This is a genomic window from Synechococcus sp. BS56D (assembly GCF_004332405.1).
Taxonomy (GTDB): domain Bacteria; phylum Cyanobacteriota; class Cyanobacteriia; order PCC-6307; family Cyanobiaceae; genus Synechococcus_C.
This window is the reverse complement of sequence record NZ_PHQU01000007.1, coordinates 34,059-49,219: the sequence shown is the minus strand read 5'-3', so window position 1 is coordinate 49,219 and position 15,161 is coordinate 34,059. Positions and strand designations below refer to the sequence as shown.

The following is a 15,161-nucleotide window of genomic DNA, read 5'->3' as shown; positions in this document are numbered from 1 at the left end:
CTGATCTGATGTTCAGGATCCCAGAGCGCCGGGATCCGTCAGGCCATCCAGTCCACCGAAACGACGGCTTCGGCTCTGAAAATCACGAAGGGCTTCCAACAGGGCCAGCTGGTCGAAATCAGGCCAGAACACATCGGTCACGTGAATTTCGGCATAGGCCAGCTGCCAAAGCAGAAAGTTGCTGATCCGCCGTTCACCACTGGTGCGAATCAGCAAATCGGGATCCTGCTCCCCAGCGGTGAACAGTTCAGAAGCCAAGCGATTTTCGTCGATCTCATCCGGACTGATCTCACCACGCAGCGCCTGGGCAGCCAACTTGCGGGCGGCCTGAACCAGCTCCCGGCGTCCTCCGTAGTTGGTGCAGACATTGAAATGAATGCCACTGTTCTCCGCGGTGCGGGCCGTGGCCTCCTCAATGAGAGCCTGCAGCCGATCGGGAAGCGCCTGAAGATCGCCAAGAAAACGAATCCGCACTTGTTCGGCCTCGAGGGCCTGAAGTTCCCTCTGGAGAACCCGCTCAAACAAGGCCATCAGAAAATTCACCTCATCCCCGGGCCTCGACCAGTTCTCAGTGGAGAAGGCGTAGGCGGTCAGCGCCTTGACGCCCCAATCGCTGCAGAGGCGCAAGGTGGTTTTGAGGGCCTCGACACCGGCGCGATGTCCCATGACGCGCGGCAGGCCTCGGGCCTGAGCCCAACGGCCGTTGCCATCCATGATCACGGCAATGTGGGCGGGCAGACGCGCAGGATCGAGGTCAGCCGGAAGGGACCTGATCTTCGAATCGTCAGAGCTGGCGGCCAAGCGTTGGCTCACGAAAGCGGATCCTGAGTGCCGACCGACACGCTACGCCCTGAGCCAAGGCTCGCCGACTTGGCTGATGATGCCCCCGATGGCACCCCCATCAATTCGGTTAAGAGGTCCTGGAGGCGACTGCTGGTGATCGGACGCTCCAGACGTCCCTGATTGGCCAAGGACAGGGTGCCGGTCTCCTCGGAAACAACGACACAGATGCAGCGGTCAAAGCGTTCCGTGATCCCCAGGGCAGCCAGGTGGCGTGTTCCATAGCGGCTGATCCCTTGGCGGGAGAGGGGGAGGATCACTCCGGCCGCGAGGATGCGGCTGCCCTTCACCAGCACGGCACCATCGTGCAATGGCGTATCCGAAGCGAACAGATTGAGCAACAGCTCGCTACTGAGCTGTGCATCGATCGGCACACCAGGATTGAGAAAATCCTCCGGCCTCAGATCACTGCCAAGGTCCACCACGATCAGGGCACCTCGACGGCTCTGGGACAGCCGTCCAGAGGCATCGGTGAGCTGAGCCACCGTGCTGGCAGTGGCTCGCTGCTTGGCCTGGGGATTACCGACCAGGACGGCCAGGCGACCCGTACCGAGAAGCTCCATCAAGCGCCTGAGTTCGCCCTGCCAGAGAATGGCGAGCGAGAGTGAACAGGCCAGCACAAGGGCGTCGACCAGCTTGGACGTGAGGGGAAGGTTGGCGAAACGCTGGACAAACCAGGCCAGAGCCACCAAAAAGAGATAGCCCCTCAGCAACCAAAGCGTTCGCTGCTCATTGACCCTGGAAAAGAGCAGAAAACCGATGGACGAGGCGAAGAGAACGTCGAGAAGAAGGCGTGGATGAAACACCCCCGACACGTTCACATCAGCCTCCCGTTCAGACCTCAGCCTACCGGGCCAGTCGAGCGGGTAAATCGTCGTAGCGGAGCAGATCCTCAGGCCGCTCCCGTCGCTGAATCAAGTCGGCATCCCCGTCATGAACCAGCACGGCTGCTGGTCTTGGAATGCGGTTGTAGTTGGAACTCATCGACGCGTTGTAGGCCCCGGTGGCCAGGACAACGAGAACATCACCACTGACGCTTAGGGGAAGCGACAGGTCTTTGAGCAGAACATCACCCGACTCGCAATGCTTGCCCGCCAGGGTGACCGTTTCCTCCCCTGCTGCCAGAGGCTTGTCCGCCAGACAGGCCGTGTAGAGCGACTGGTAAGTGATCGGCCTTGGGTTGTCGCTCATGCCTCCGTCCACCGAGAGGTAGGTCCGCAAACCAGGCACCTCCTTGCGGGAACCCAGGCGATAGAGCGTCACCCCTGCGGATGCCACCAGCGATCGACCGGGTTCACAAAGAAGACGCGGAAGGGCAAGCCCACGGTCGTGACATGCGGCGGCAACGGCCGTCGCCACCACTTCAACCCAGGCGGCGATCGACGGGGGATCATCGGAGGCGACGTAACGGATCCCGAGGCCACCTCCGACGTTGAGGTCCTCCACCGGATGGCCTAAATCTCTTGCCAGCTTGAGAGCATCCGCCATGACGGACGCCAGGTCGCGATGGGGATTGAGCTCAAAGATCTGCGATCCGATGTGGGCATGCAGTCCGGTCACCCGAGCCCATGAACAGTGACGAAGGCCTTGAAGAACCGGCTCGAGCTGATCGGGATCAAAACCGAATTTGCTGTCGAGGTGGCCCGTGCGGATGTATTCGTGGGTGTGGCATTCAATGCCTGGCGTAAACCGAAGCATCAGCCGCGCCGGTTCTCCGCCGGAGGGGACCAGCTCAGCCAAGCGGTCAAGGTCATGCTGGTTGTCGGCCACGATGGTGACACCGCTGCGGTAGGCCAACAACAGCTCCTCATCGGATTTGTTGTTGCCATGCAGAACGATGCGCTCCGCAGGCATCCCACCTTGCAGGGCAGTCAGCAGCTCACCGGCTGAGACCGCATCAAGCCCAAGGCCCTCTGAGGCCACCAGAGCCGTCATCGCAAGGGAACTGTTGGCCTTCGAGGCGTAAACGGCTAGGGAGTCGCCGGGATAGTGCTCGCTCAGGGCCTCTCGATAGGCCCGACAAGCGGCACGCACTGTGGCTTCATCCAAGACATAAAGAGGCGTGCCATAACGCTCTGCCAGGTCGCTGAGCCGGCAGCCACCGACCTCAAGGCGACCCTGCTGATCAAGGCCCGCACTGACAGGCGCGAGGTTCCGGTTAGGACTCTGGGGATCACAGCCCGACTCGAAGGGGTATGGCATAAAGCAGGTCAGCAGCGCCTGAAGCGGGCAATGTAGGAAGCGGGGCGCCCGGTGCTGACGTCACGATGGAGAGCCAAACGACCGTGACCACCCTCAGCGCGGGGGATGCCAAAGCCTGTCGAGATTTAGACGAAGCTGCCCTGGGCGGACTCTGGACCCTGCAGCAATGGACCCACGAGCTCTCAGAAGCGCAACGGATTTGCCTCGGTCTTTTTGACGGACCGCGCTTGCTGGCCCTCGCCTGTGGCTGGATGGTGGGGGATGAGTTGCACATCACGGCAGTGGCCGTCGCTCCAGAGCGACGGCGTTGCGGTTTCGGCCGGATGCTCCTTGAAGCGCTCTTGCAGCGCGCCGCCGCTGGCGGCGCACGTCACGCCACCCTGGAGGTCGCCAGTTGCAATGCTGCGGCACTGGCCCTGTATTCCAACTGCGGCTTCGAGACTGCCGGCTGTCGTCGCGATTACTACAGCGACGGACGTGATGCTCTGATTCAGTGGCGAAAATTGACTTGACCGTGCCTGGCAATTCAGGGGTGCAGGCAGAAGCATCGGAGTGAGATCACGGGCATTTGCATCAAAAATGATCGCAAATTTACGGATTTGGTTAACAACTTCATCCAGGCTCACCCCCCACTGGCGCTGGGAAGTTGCCGGTACGGCAATCCGCTCACAGCAATGCTCCGGCCCTGATAAGTTGGTTGTATCTGCATCCGGCCTGGACGATGTTTGAGCGGTTTACCGAGAAGGCCATCAAGGTGATCATGCTGGCCCAGGAAGAGGCTCGCCGCCTGGGTCACAACTTCGTGGGCACTGAGCAAATTCTTCTCGGCCTGATCGGCGAGGGAACAGGCGTGGCCGCCAAGGTTTTGAAGTCAATGGGCGTCAACCTCAAGGACGCCCGGGTAGAAGTCGAAAAAATCATCGGACGGGGCTCCGGCTTCGTTGCCGTCGAGATTCCCTTCACCCCCCGAGCCAAGCGCGTCCTGGAGCTTTCGCTCGAGGAAGCCAGACAACTGGGCCACAACTACATCGGCACCGAACACCTCCTGCTCGGCCTGATCCGAGAAGGTGAAGGTGTCGCTGCGCGCGTGCTCGAAAACCTCGGTGTTGATCTGGCCAAGGTCCGCACCCAGGTGATCCGCATGCTCGGCGAGACCGCCGAAGTGGGGGCCGGCAGCGGAAGTGGGGGCAGCAAGGGGTCGACCAAGACACCGACCCTCGATGAATTCGGTAGCAACCTCACCCAGCTCGCCAGTGAAGCCAAGCTGGATCCCGTCGTCGGTCGACAGAACGAAATCGAACGGGTGATCCAGATCCTCGGCCGGCGCACCAAAAACAATCCGGTGCTCATTGGTGAGCCTGGTGTGGGCAAAACCGCGATTGCCGAAGGTCTCGCCCAACGCATTCATCAGGGTGATATCCCTGACATCCTCGAAGACAAGCGTGTTCTGACTCTCGATATTGGCCTGCTCGTCGCCGGCACCAAATATCGCGGTGAGTTCGAGGAACGGCTGAAAAAAATCATGGAGGAGATCAAGGCGGCCGGGAACGTGATCCTGGTGATCGACGAGGTGCACACCTTGATTGGTGCAGGTGCAGCCGAGGGCGCGATCGACGCTGCCAACATCCTCAAGCCGGCCCTCGCCCGTGGTGAGCTGCAATGCATCGGTGCCACAACACTCGACGAGTACCGAAAGCACATCGAACGGGATGCTGCTCTTGAACGGCGCTTCCAGCCCGTCACGGTGGGTGAGCCGTCGATTGCCGACACGATCGAAATCCTGCGCGGTCTGCGAGAGCGCTACGAGCAACACCACCGCCTCAAGATCACGGATGAAGCCCTTGAAGCGGCCGCAACCCTCGGCGACCGCTACATCTCGGATCGCTTCCTTCCTGACAAGGCCATCGATCTGATCGACGAGGCCGGCAGCCGTGTGCGCCTCCTCAATTCAAAGCTGCCACCCGCTGCCAAGGAGGTGGACAAGGAGCTACGCCAGGTTCAGAAAGAAAAGGAAGAAGCTGTTCGCGATCAAGATTTCACGCGCGCCGGTGAGCTGCGCGACAAGGAAGTGGAGCTGCGCGAACAGATCCGCACCCTGCTTCAGAGCAGCCGCTCCGACAGCAACACCGACAGCAACACCGACAGCAACGACTCGCCTGACGCTGAAAGCCAAACAGCCGAGGCTGGATCTCCAGCCGCAACAGCTGTGGCAGAGGGTGCATCGGGAGAGGTCACCAGCGAGACAAAATCTGAAGGTGGTGAACTGACCACCCCGGTGGTGAACGAGGAGGACATCGCCCAGATCGTTGCCTCTTGGACAGGCGTTCCAGTGCAGAAACTCACCGAGAGCGAATCGGTGAAACTGTTGAACATGGAGGACACCCTCCACCAGCGCTTGATCGGTCAAGACGAAGCCGTCAAGGCCGTATCCAAAGCGATCCGACGGGCTCGCGTTGGTCTCAAAAACCCCAATCGCCCCATTGCAAGCTTCATCTTCTCCGGCCCGACAGGGGTGGGTAAAACCGAGCTGACCAAAGCTCTGGCCACCTACTTCTTCGGCAGCGAAGAAGCCATGATCCGGCTCGACATGTCCGAATTCATGGAGCGGCATACGGTCAGCAAGCTGATCGGTTCTCCCCCGGGCTACGTGGGCTTCAACGAGGGTGGACAACTCACGGAGGCCGTGCGTCGCCGTCCCTACACCGTCGTTCTCTTTGACGAAATCGAGAAAGCGCACCCCGATGTGTTCAACCTGCTTCTGCAGCTTCTTGAAGACGGCCGACTGACCGACTCCAAAGGTCGCACCGTCGACTTCAAGAACACCCTGGTGATCATGACCTCGAACATCGGTTCGAAGGTGATCGAGAAGGGCGGCGGTGGCCTGGGCTTTGAATTCTCAGGAGAGAACGCCGAAGAGAACCAGTACAACCGCATCCGCTCCCTCGTCAACGAAGAGCTGAAGCAGTATTTCCGTCCTGAATTTCTCAACCGCCTCGACGAAATCATCGTGTTCCGTCAGCTCAACCGCGATGAGGTGAAGGAGATCGCCGAGATCATGCTGCGAGAGGTCTTCTCTCGCATCGGCGAGAAAGGCATCACCCTCACAGTCTCCGACGCCTTCAAGGAACGTCTCGTGGAAGAGGGTTACAACCCCGCCTATGGAGCTCGTCCCCTGCGTCGTGCCGTGATGCGACTGCTCGAAGACAGCCTTGCCGAAGAGGTGCTCTCAGGTCGGATCAAGGATGGTGATGCCGTCGAGGTGGATGTGGACGAGAAGAAACAGGTGGTGGTGAGGCACGGCAACAGCAGTGCCCCAGTCACTCCTGAGCTCGCCAGCGCTGGACTCTGACAACGGACATGGTTGAACCCGCTGCATCGGCGGCTTACGCCAGCCATGCGATCGCCCCAGCAAGGGTGATGAGGGGTGAGGGGGCCTGGTTGCAGGCCCTTCCACACATTGCATCCCTCTGTCACCGACCGGCCCTGCTTGGACGAAGCTCCGCCACGAGCTCGCTTCGTGAGCAACTCAAAGATGATCTGAACCGCTCGGGGCTCTCCCCCCACGAGCTCATCCTGGAGTTCGATTGCTGTGAACGCGATCTGAAGCGTCTCGAGCAGGAGCTGCGTGATCACGCCTGCGATGGTTTGATCGCTGCCGGCGGCGGCAAGGTTCTCGATGCCGGAAAACTGCTGGCTGATCGCCTAGGCCTCACCTGCATCACCGTGCCGCTAAGCGCTGCCACCTGCGCCGGTTGGACTGCACTCTCCAACCTTTACTCACCCAGTGGTGCCTTTGAAGGAGACGTCGCCCTCAAGCACTGTCCGGATCTTTTGATCTTTGATCACAGCCTGGTGCGCCAAGCACCAGCCCGCACCCTGGCCAGCGGAATCGCCGATGCTCTCGCCAAGTGGTACGAGGCTTCGGTGAGTAGCGGCGCCAGCAACGACGGCGTGATTCAGCAGGCCGTGCAAATGGCTCGAGTGCTGCGCGACCAGCTCCTGATCGATGCCGAAACCGCTCTCACCGATCCTCAGAGTGAAGCCTGGGTCAGGGTGGCTGAAGCCTGCGGACTGACGGCAGGGGTGATTGGTGGTTTGGGTGGAGCTCAATGCCGAACCGTGGCTGCCCACGCCGTCCATAACGGACTCACCCAGCTGCCGGCCTGCCATGACGCCCTTCACGGCGAGAAGGTGGGATTTGGGATTCTGGTGCAGCTGCGTCTTGAAGAACGCTTGGGAGGTAGCCAGTTAGCAGCCCAGGCTCGCCGTCAGCTTTTCCCCATTCTCCAGTCAATGGGGGTGCCGGTCACCCTGACGGACCTCGGCCTGGCCAAGGCCGGTCTTCACGAGCTGCGGAGCGCCAGCCGTTTCGCCTGCCGCCCCGGATCGGATCTCCATCACCTGCCCTTCGCAGTCACTGAAACCGATCTGCTTGAAGCCCTGATCAGCACCGACAGTGGGATCACCAGTGGCCAGAAACAACCGAAGGAGCAAAAGGCTTGAACAACCAGCAGCTGCTGGAGAAGGCCGCACCCACCCTGCTCGATCCTCAGGCCCGCGAGCTGATCGCATCGGTGCAATGGCTGCCTCTTGATGGCCCTGTAGCGGATCGCTATCCAGTGGTGCGTCAAGGCCAGGGACCACTGGTGCTGATGCTGCATGGCTTTGACAGCTCACACCTGGAGTTCCGTCGACTGGCCCCGTTGCTGAGCAGAGATCACACTCTGCTGATCCCGGATCTCTATGGCTTCGGGTTCTGCCCACGCCATCCCGAAGCCAGCGTCGGCCCCAATGCCGTCATGGAGCATCTGAGCCATCTGCTGGATCAACTTCCAGCCAACGAGCCGATTGGGGTGATTGGCGCCTCCATGGGTGGGTCCGTCGCCCTGGAACTGGCCCGTCGTCATCCGCAGCGGATCAACAACTTGCTGTTGCTTGCCCCAGCAGGTCTTGATGGCCGACCGATGCCCCTTCCTCCGGTCTTGGATCAACTAGGGGTGTGGTTTCTCGGGCGCCCCGGTGTCCGCAAAGGGTTATGCCGGCAGGCTTTTGCAGAGCCCGACACCAGCGTGGGTGATCCGGAGGTGCAAATCGCCTCCCTCCACCTTCAGGTGCCCGGCTGGGCCAAGACCCTCGCAGCCTTTGCCCGTAGTGGAGGGTTCGCGGGCTGCGGTGAGCCACTTCCCCCGCAACCCCTCCACGTGCTCTGGGGACGCCAGGATCGGATCCTGAGAGCGCCGCAAAAACGAGCTGCTATGACGCTGCTGGGTTCACGGCTTGAGGAGGTTGACGCTTGTGGACATCTGCCCCATCTCGATCAAGCTGAACTCGTGGCCGAGCGATGGAGATCCATGGAGGTCCAGCGATGAGTGAGAGCAGTGCCAGCTCCGGTCCGATCCTTCAGCTGTTGGCCAATGGCCTGGGGCTCTGGATCCGCAGTCAATGTGACGAGGTCGGCGAGCTGAAGCTCAATCTGCACGGATCAGCCTTGCAGCTCCTACGCGGCCGACTGGATGCGGTTGACCTGAAGGCCAGGCGGGTGAGTTTTCAGGGACTGCCGATTCAGCACGCTGAACTGCGTAGCGGAGCGTTGAAGGTCAACCTGCGGCCTGGATTCCCGCAACAGGTTCTGCAGCTTCAGCAAGCCTTTTCACTCACCGGTGGCGTCACCCTGCAGGGCACGGATCTCAACCGAGCCCTGCTCAGCGATCGCTGGCGATGGCTCGGTGACTGGCTGGCTGAACAACTCCTCGGACTGCCCACCCTGGGGAGCCTGACTGTGAACAACGACATTCTTTTGCTGGAGGCTCCAGTCATCAATGCCGGCGACTCGATTCGTCGTCAGTTCCGACTCCAGGCGGATGCCGGCACCCTACGCATTGAACATCTGGATGCCGATGAGGCTGTCCATCTGCCCATGGACCCAGGCATCCGTATTAAGGAAGCCCGACTCCAGGCAGGCCAACTCCACCTCCTTGGTGAAGCCACAGTGAAGCCTTGAGAGGGCGGTGCTGTTTTGAGGATTACTGCAGCACCGGCAAGACCAACGTGACGGCATAGAAGACCACCGCGGGGGTGAACAGATAGCTGTCGATGCGATCAAGAATGCCGCCATGGCCAGGCAGGGCATCACCGGAGTCTTTAAGGCCTGCATCCCGCTTCATCATCGATTCGGTCAGATCCCCCACCAGGGCGAACAAGGCCACCAAGGCACCCAGCCCCCCGCCTAGCCAGAGAGCCAGGGGCCATCGCAGCAGCAGTGCGAAGGCAACACCCATCAGCACTGCGGCCAGGAGCCCACCGATGGCACCCTCCACGGTCTTGCGCGGTGAAATCGGCGACAGGGGCATGCGACCAAAGCGGCGCCCGATCAGGAGCGAGCCGATGTCACTCGCCACGATCATCAGACAGGCCATCAACGTGATCACCAGGCCGCTGCTGATCCAACCACCACACCAGGCGGGAAGATCCGAAAGGCCCGGCGCCAGGGAAACGTCGGAGAGGTTGCGCAGCCTGATCCAATGGCTGGGCAGAAAGCCCAGATAAAACAGGCCGAAAATCGAAGCCGCGATATCGGCGATCGATCCGGTCACGGGTTGAAGCAACAACCAGCCGCAGATCGCTGCGCCAGAGAGGGGAAGAACAGCCGCGGCAAGGTGCGAGGGCAATCCGCCTTCCACGCCCCACTGGGTGCTGATCAGCATGAGCTGGCAGGCCACCAATGTGGTTTTGGTGGCTGGACGAATGCCGGTGAACTGGGCCATGCGGAAGAACTCCAGCAACCCCAGATGCACGATCACCCCAAGCGCCAGGGTGAACCACCAGCCACCTAAGCCGACGACCACGAGCCCAAACACGCCGGCCAGCACACCACTGCTCAGACGCTTGCGATCAACGCCACTGCGCCTCAACGCCGTCTCACTGGTTGTACCTTCAGCAACCACCCGTTGGATCCCGCGGCCTGTCAGGCCAGAACTTTCACCATACCGGGCACCTGCTCAGGCCAGCGCACGTGCTGCCGTTGCAGCCATTGCACCCGGGCCTGATCAATGCGCTCTCCAGGCACGAGCAAGGGAATCCCCGGGGGATAGGGACAGATCATCTCCGCAGCGATCCGATCAGCACATTGCGACAACGGACACGCAAAACTGGACCGATGGGAGACAGCCGCGGGAGACAACTCCACAACGTGCACTGAATCAAGAGGAGGTGCCGCGACGGGGGCGAGGGGCGGCCCACCCCTGTCCTCGAGAAACAACTGCCAGAGGCGCTGAAGCCGCGCTGAAAGCCCGCGATGCCGGGCAAGCCCCAGACAAAGAGTCAGGCAAAGGGGCTCCGGTAGCTCGGCAATCACCCCACGGTTCATGAACCAGGCGTCTGCCTCCAAACCGCTTACGCCAACGGAAGCTGTATTCAGAATGATCCGGAGGGGGTCATCGCTCTCATGCAGGGGCACACCCTGGCGACGCCAACGATCCTTCAACCTGCGGGCTGTCTCCAGCCTTTGCTGCAGAAGCCTGGTCCATCGGGTTGAAAGCATCCAATCCAGGGTTGCTTCACAGGACGCCAGCAGCAGCGCACTGGGACTGCTGCTTTGCAGTCGCTGGAGGGACAGACGCAACGCTGTTGAGGAGATGCGTGTCGTCCGCTGCCAGAGCACTGCGGTCTGAGCCAGTCCAGGCGCTGACTTATGCAGCGAGTGCACCACGAGATCGGCCCCGGTTGTGAGAGACGACGGTGGCAATCCCAACCCTGGGGCAAAGGCGAGATGGGTGCCATGGGCTTCATCCACCAACACAGGCAAACCATGGGCGTGCAGGCGATCCACGAGAGGGGCAATCTCTGCGGCGTATCCGTGATACGTGGGATGAACCAGCACGGCTGCTGCCAGGCGACAGCCGAGATCGGGTAAGGCGTCGAGAGAGCGGCTCAAACCATCGGCGGTCATCGCTCCGGGATGGCCCCGGACCTCATCGAACGGAACCGGCAGGAACACCGGCAGCAATCCCCCCAGCTCACACGCGGCGATCAGGCTGCGGTGGACATTGCGTGGTAGCAAAACAGCTTCGCCTGGAGCGGCCATGGCCAGCAGTGCTGCCTGCAACAGGCCCGTTGCTCCATTCACGCCGAACCAACAGCAGTCCACACCCATCCGCGCCGCAAGCCTCGCCTGCGTTTCTGCGACCGCCCCATCCGCTTCCAGAGGGCCACCGATGTCTGGAAGTTCAGGAAGATCCCAACGTCCCGGCTGCTGACGCAGCAGACCTCTGAGAGGAGGTGGCAAGGCTTCACCCCGGCCATGCACCGGTAGATGCAGGGCGAATCGCTGGTCTGAAGCGCGCAGGAGTCTCAGCAGGGACATGAGCACTGAATCGACAAGACCGCAGCCACCCGCGCGAACTGCGGCTAGAAGCTGAATCGTGGCATCACCCTGTCCAACCAATGGCGCAATACAGGTACACCAAAGCCATCGCCGGGAGCTGTGCCATCGGCATCGGCCTTGGCGTGGTGCGATTTGACTTCGCGATCGTGGGGCGTTTGATGATCGAGAGCGGCCTCTTCAGCGCATCATCGATCGGAGAGCTCTCCTCGTTGAATCTGGCCGGATACATCCTGGGCTGCCTGCATCATTCCCAGTTGCGCATCCTGCGGCACCGGCGCTTGATCCTCTGGATCGCCCTGCTCACCATCCCGATCTCACTCTTTGCAGAGGGGCTGAGTAGCACCCTGGCGATGCATTCCTTCTGGAGAATTCTGGCCGGCTGGGCGTCCGGGCACCTCATGAGCGGAATCCCCCACCTGGCCACCCTTGGCTGTGCCGATGGACAACGACGAGGGGCGAGTGCCCTGGTGATGTCAGGTGCGGGAATCGGTGCGCTGATCGGGGCCTTGAGTGTGGGAAGCCTGCCCATGGAAACCGTGGAACTCGGTTGGGTGTTGCTGGGAACGGTGGCTGCGTTTCTGGCGATTCCGGTGGGTTGGCTGTTGCTGGTGGGGTTCCGAGACGAAGCAAGGCACGACCCCGAGGCACCGCTGGCCCGCGGAGAGGCACCCAAGATCCCTTCCTCGTCCCTGCTCCCCCTGGCAGGGTTGACGCTTGGCTACCTGCTCCTCGGGGCTGGGCAGACACCAGTCGCGCTCTATGAACCCCTGCTTGTTAGTGAGCGCCTGGGGGCGTCGCCCATGCTGAGCAGCACATCGCTGGCCGTGTTTGGCGCTGGCTGCACAACGGGATCCTTGCTGGCCAGCACCTTTCCGCGTCGCTGGCCCACCGTGGTGTTGCTCCCCATCGTGGCCTGCCTTGGTCTGCTGGGGAACATCCTGTTCCTCACTGGAAGCAGCGAAACCATTCTCGGTGCGGCAACGTTCTGCGTGGGTGCCTGGATCTGGCTGACGGCCAGCCTCACCTTCGACCGTCTCAGTCAGTTAGTGGATCCCAGCGAACTACGACCGACCTGGTCGTTGATCACCATGATTCTTGGAATCGGTTTCGCTCTGTTTGCATTCGCAACCTCGCCTTTGGTCTCCCAACGCATCGATGGGCTGATTCTGATTGGCGTTGTTGTCGTGGTGTTGCAGGTGATCGCTGAACTGATCCAGTGGCTCGGCGATCGCCGCCATCGGCACCCTGTTTAGGCGAACTCTCTAGGATTTCCAGGAGGAAGCGAGATCTGGGCGTGGAGTCTGTGCGTTACAACCCTGGCCGAGATGCCCGTTGGCTGCTGCTGCGTCCGTGGATCGCCGTACCCCGCATTCTCCAGATTGTGTGGGCGTTGTCTGGATTGGTGCTCAGCCTGCTGATCCGTGGCAACAGCAGTGATCCCAAGGTTCAGAAAAACCTGGCGCGCTTGCTCCTGCGCACACTCACGAATCTGGGTCCTTGCTTCATCAAGGTGGGGCAGGCTCTGTCCACCCGTCCCGATCTGATCCGACGGGACTGGCTGGATGAACTCACGAAACTTCAGGACGACCTGCCTGCGTTCAGCCATGCCATTGCCCTGAAGACGATTGAAGCCGAGCTGGGATCTCCGGCCGATGCGCTGTTTGAAGAGTTTCCTGACTGTCCTGTTGCCGCAGCCAGCCTGGGCCAGGTGTATCGAGCCCGGCTGCACGGCCAGCACTGGGTGGCGGTCAAGGTGCAGCGCCCAAATCTGCCCTTCATCCTGCGCCGGGACATGGTCCTGATTCGCACCCTCGGCGTGCTCACAGCACCGTTTCTACCCCTGAACCTGGGCTTCGGGCTGGGAGAGATCATTGATGAATTCGGGCGCAGTCTGTTCGAGGAGATCGATTACGGCCTTGAGGCGAACAACGCCGAACGCTTTGCCGCCCTGTTCGCCGACAATCCAGCGGTCACGATCCCCAAGGTGGAGCGCTTGCTCTCCAGCCGGCGCGTTCTCACCACCAGCTGGATTCATGGAACGAAGCTGCGGGACCGCCAGGAACTGAAAGCCCAAAGACTCGACCCCGCGGCACTGATTCGCACGGGCGTGATCAGCGGCCTGCAGCAACTGCTGGAGTTCGGCTATTTCCATGCCGACCCCCATCCAGGCAATCTCTTTGCCCTCAGTGGTCGTAGTGGCGATCTGGGCCATGTGGCCTATGTGGACTTCGGAATGATGGATTCGATCAGCGATGCCGATCGGCTCACGCTCACCGGAGCGGTGGTTCACCTGATCAATCGCGACTTCGCCGCCCTGGCCAAGGATTTTCAAACCCTTGGATTCTTGGCCCCGACCGCTGATCTGACCCCGATCATTCCTGCCCTGGAAGAAGTGCTGGGGGGCAGTCTTGGAGAGGAGGTCGGCTCCTTCAACTTCAAAGCGATCACGGATCGCTTCTCAGAGCTGATGTTTGATTACCCCTTCCGGGTGCCCGCTCGCTTTGCCCTGATTATCCGCGCGGTTGTGAGCCAGGAGGGATTAGCGCTGCGGCTCGATCCTGAATTCCGGATCATTGCCGTCGCCTATCCCTACGTGGCCAAACGCCTTCTGGCCGGTGACACCCGCGAGATGCGCGAAAAACTTCTGGAGGTGATCTTCGATGCCGAAGGCCGACTCCGCATCGAACGCCTCGAAAGCCTCCTCAACGTTGTCGGAGACGAAGGCGGTGGAGCCGGCCTGGAGCTGCTGCCTGTGGCAGGGGCGGGGCTGCGCCTCCTGCTCAGCCAAGACGGATCCGACCTTCGGCGTCGCCTGCTGCTGACGCTGATTCGTGATGACCGGCTCAGCACAAGCGATTTGCGTGCACTGCTGGGCCTTATCCGGCGCACCTTCAGCCCTCGGCGCGTGGCAGGTGGTGTGCTGCAGAGCTTGAATCCACTCGCTGTCGCCTGAGTCCCCTAAGGTCGGCGCTACCAGCAACCCTGCTCAGGGAGATCGGCCCGCCATGGCACTTGAACCGGACGTCGCGCCTCTTGATGCCCAGCAGGCCGGCCTGGATCTGCTCACTGGGGCTTTCGGCGACCTGAACGCCGACGAAATCCTGCTCGAATATGCGCCCCTCAGCCAGCCCCCCTACCTCGTGGCAGGTCTGGGCCTGGCCATCGGCGTACTCTGCGGCCTCACCTTTGCCCAACTGGTGCAGGACCGGTTGAACGGTTGGAAGCAGGATCGCCTGGCCCTGCTGCCACTCGGCACGGCGGAGACCACCATGAGCTATGCCGGAACCCTGATCGGGATCACCCTCTTCATCGGAGGTTCACTGCAGGTGTTCGGCTTTGCATCCGGTGCTGCCTACCTGGTTGCCCTGCTTCTATCACTGTTGACCGGAGGAGCCCTCTGGGTTCAGCTGGAAGGGCTGATGCAGCAGGTGGAAAGCGGCAATTTCAAAGCTGTCGACTTCGACAACTTCGACGAGTTTTTCTAAAAACATCCGATAGCAAACTTGTTACAAAAATAAACTTGCATATCAGGACATTAGCGAGAGCGAGCCGCCAAGTTTAACTAAATTACGTGCAATAGAGTTCCAGAATCCTTGGATCAGCTGTACCAGCCAACCCAAGGTTCACTTAGTGGCAAGGATCCACTGGATCCGACGACGACCACAGGAGCCGATTCGCTCCTTCAGCCGATTCATCCGTCGTGGAACCCAGGTGAGCCTCTGGGCGCAGATGCTGA

General features: G+C 61.1%; 13 protein-coding genes. 8 read left to right on the top strand and 5 right to left on the bottom strand.

Features of this window, described 5'->3' with window-relative positions; genetic code table 11:
- Positions 1–12 precede the first annotated feature (12 nt).
- Genes CWE17_RS10940 through lysA form a run of 3 tightly spaced genes read right to left on the bottom strand, consistent with a single transcriptional unit; the run spans position 13 to position 3,042 of the window.
- Positions 13–813, bottom strand: a complete 801-nt coding sequence (locus CWE17_RS10940) for an isoprenyl transferase (RefSeq protein ID WP_131457157.1) — start codon at positions 811–813, stop codon at positions 13–15.
- The gene (cdaA, locus tag CWE17_RS10935; protein WP_131457155.1) at positions 810–1,661 is read right to left on the bottom strand and encodes a diadenylate cyclase CdaA; all 852 of its coding nucleotides are present in this window, start codon (positions 1,659–1,661) and stop codon (positions 810–812) included. The genes CWE17_RS10940 and cdaA overlap by 4 nt, the downstream gene beginning before the upstream one ends.
- 25 nt (positions 1,662–1,686) lie before the next feature.
- Positions 1,687–3,042, bottom strand: a complete 1,356-nt coding sequence (lysA, locus tag CWE17_RS10930) for a diaminopimelate decarboxylase (protein WP_131457153.1) — start codon at positions 3,040–3,042, stop codon at positions 1,687–1,689.
- Positions 3,043–3,125: 83 nt separating this feature from the next.
- On the opposite strand from lysA, the gene CWE17_RS10925 reads away from it, so the two are divergent.
- The 5 genes from CWE17_RS10925 to CWE17_RS10905 all read left to right on the top strand — a co-directional run bounded on the left by CWE17_RS10925 (position 3,126) and on the right by CWE17_RS10905 (position 9,043).
- Positions 3,126–3,554, top strand: coding sequence for a GNAT family N-acetyltransferase (locus tag CWE17_RS10925; protein ID WP_370318305.1), 429 nt, complete (start codon positions 3,126–3,128; stop codon positions 3,552–3,554).
- A 209-nt stretch (positions 3,555–3,763) separates the two neighbouring features.
- The gene (locus CWE17_RS10920; protein ID WP_131457149.1) at positions 3,764–6,391 is read left to right on the top strand and encodes an ATP-dependent Clp protease ATP-binding subunit; all 2,628 of its coding nucleotides are present in this window, start codon (positions 3,764–3,766) and stop codon (positions 6,389–6,391) included.
- Positions 6,392–6,399: 8 nt separating this feature from the next.
- Complete coding sequence (locus CWE17_RS10915) at positions 6,400–7,545, top strand: iron-containing alcohol dehydrogenase family protein (RefSeq protein ID WP_131457147.1); 1,146 nt, start codon at positions 6,400–6,402, stop codon at positions 7,543–7,545.
- The gene (locus CWE17_RS10910) at positions 7,542–8,411 is read left to right on the top strand and encodes an alpha/beta fold hydrolase (RefSeq protein WP_131457145.1); all 870 of its coding nucleotides are present in this window, start codon (positions 7,542–7,544) and stop codon (positions 8,409–8,411) included. Before CWE17_RS10915 ends, CWE17_RS10910 begins: the two co-directional genes overlap by 4 nt.
- Positions 8,408–9,043 carry a DUF2993 domain-containing protein gene (locus tag CWE17_RS10905; RefSeq protein ID WP_131457143.1) on the top strand — a complete coding sequence of 212 codons (636 nt, stop codon included), beginning with the start codon at positions 8,408–8,410 and terminating at the stop codon, positions 9,041–9,043. Before CWE17_RS10910 ends, CWE17_RS10905 begins: the two co-directional genes overlap by 4 nt.
- Positions 9,044–9,065: 22 nt before the next feature.
- Here CWE17_RS10905 and CWE17_RS10900 read toward each other — a convergent pair whose 3' ends face one another.
- A complete protein-coding gene (locus CWE17_RS10900; protein WP_131457141.1) occupies positions 9,066–9,986 on the bottom strand; it encodes a phosphatidate cytidylyltransferase in 921 nt (306 codons plus the stop codon).
- Positions 9,987–10,006: 20 nt separating this feature from the next.
- Positions 10,007–11,404 carry an aminotransferase class I/II-fold pyridoxal phosphate-dependent enzyme gene (locus CWE17_RS10895; RefSeq protein ID WP_131457139.1) on the bottom strand — a complete coding sequence of 466 codons (1,398 nt, stop codon included), beginning with the start codon at positions 11,402–11,404 and terminating at the stop codon, positions 10,007–10,009.
- An 80-nt stretch (positions 11,405–11,484) separates the two neighbouring features.
- Between CWE17_RS10895 and CWE17_RS10890 the strand changes: the two genes are divergently transcribed.
- From CWE17_RS10890 to CWE17_RS10880, 3 genes are read left to right on the top strand one after another with little or no spacing between them, the layout of a single operon-like run.
- A complete protein-coding gene (locus CWE17_RS10890; RefSeq protein ID WP_131457137.1) occupies positions 11,485–12,678 on the top strand; it encodes a YbfB/YjiJ family MFS transporter in 1,194 nt (397 codons plus the stop codon).
- Positions 12,679–12,728: 50 nt separating this feature from the next.
- Positions 12,729–14,378, top strand: coding sequence for an AarF/ABC1/UbiB kinase family protein (locus CWE17_RS10885; RefSeq protein WP_131457493.1), 1,650 nt, complete (start codon positions 12,729–12,731; stop codon positions 14,376–14,378).
- 52 nt (positions 14,379–14,430) lie between these two features.
- Positions 14,431–14,910, top strand: a complete 480-nt coding sequence (locus CWE17_RS10880; protein ID WP_131457135.1) for a hypothetical protein — start codon at positions 14,431–14,433, stop codon at positions 14,908–14,910.
- Positions 14,911–15,161 lie beyond the last annotated feature (251 nt).

What these genes read in the sequence shown, in the direction of transcription:
- lysA (WP_131457153.1), bottom strand. Translation starts at nt 3,042, where the DNA reads ATGCCATACCCCTTCGAGTCGGGCTGTGATCCCCAGAGTCCTAACCGG.
- CWE17_RS10920 (WP_131457149.1), top strand. Translation starts at nt 3,764, where the DNA reads ATGTTTGAGCGGTTTACCGAGAAGGCCATCAAGGTGATCATGCTGGCC.
- CWE17_RS10915 (WP_131457147.1), top strand. Translation starts at nt 6,400, where the DNA reads ATGGTTGAACCCGCTGCATCGGCGGCTTACGCCAGCCATGCGATCGCC.
- CWE17_RS10905 (WP_131457143.1), top strand. Translation starts at nt 8,408, where the DNA reads ATGAGTGAGAGCAGTGCCAGCTCCGGTCCGATCCTTCAGCTGTTGGCC.
- CWE17_RS10895 (WP_131457139.1), bottom strand. Translation starts at nt 11,404, where the DNA reads ATGTCCCTGCTGAGACTCCTGCGCGCTTCAGACCAGCGATTCGCCCTG.
- CWE17_RS10890 (WP_131457137.1), top strand. Translation starts at nt 11,485, where the DNA reads ATGGCGCAATACAGGTACACCAAAGCCATCGCCGGGAGCTGTGCCATC.
- CWE17_RS10880 (WP_131457135.1), top strand. Translation starts at nt 14,431, where the DNA reads ATGGCACTTGAACCGGACGTCGCGCCTCTTGATGCCCAGCAGGCCGGC.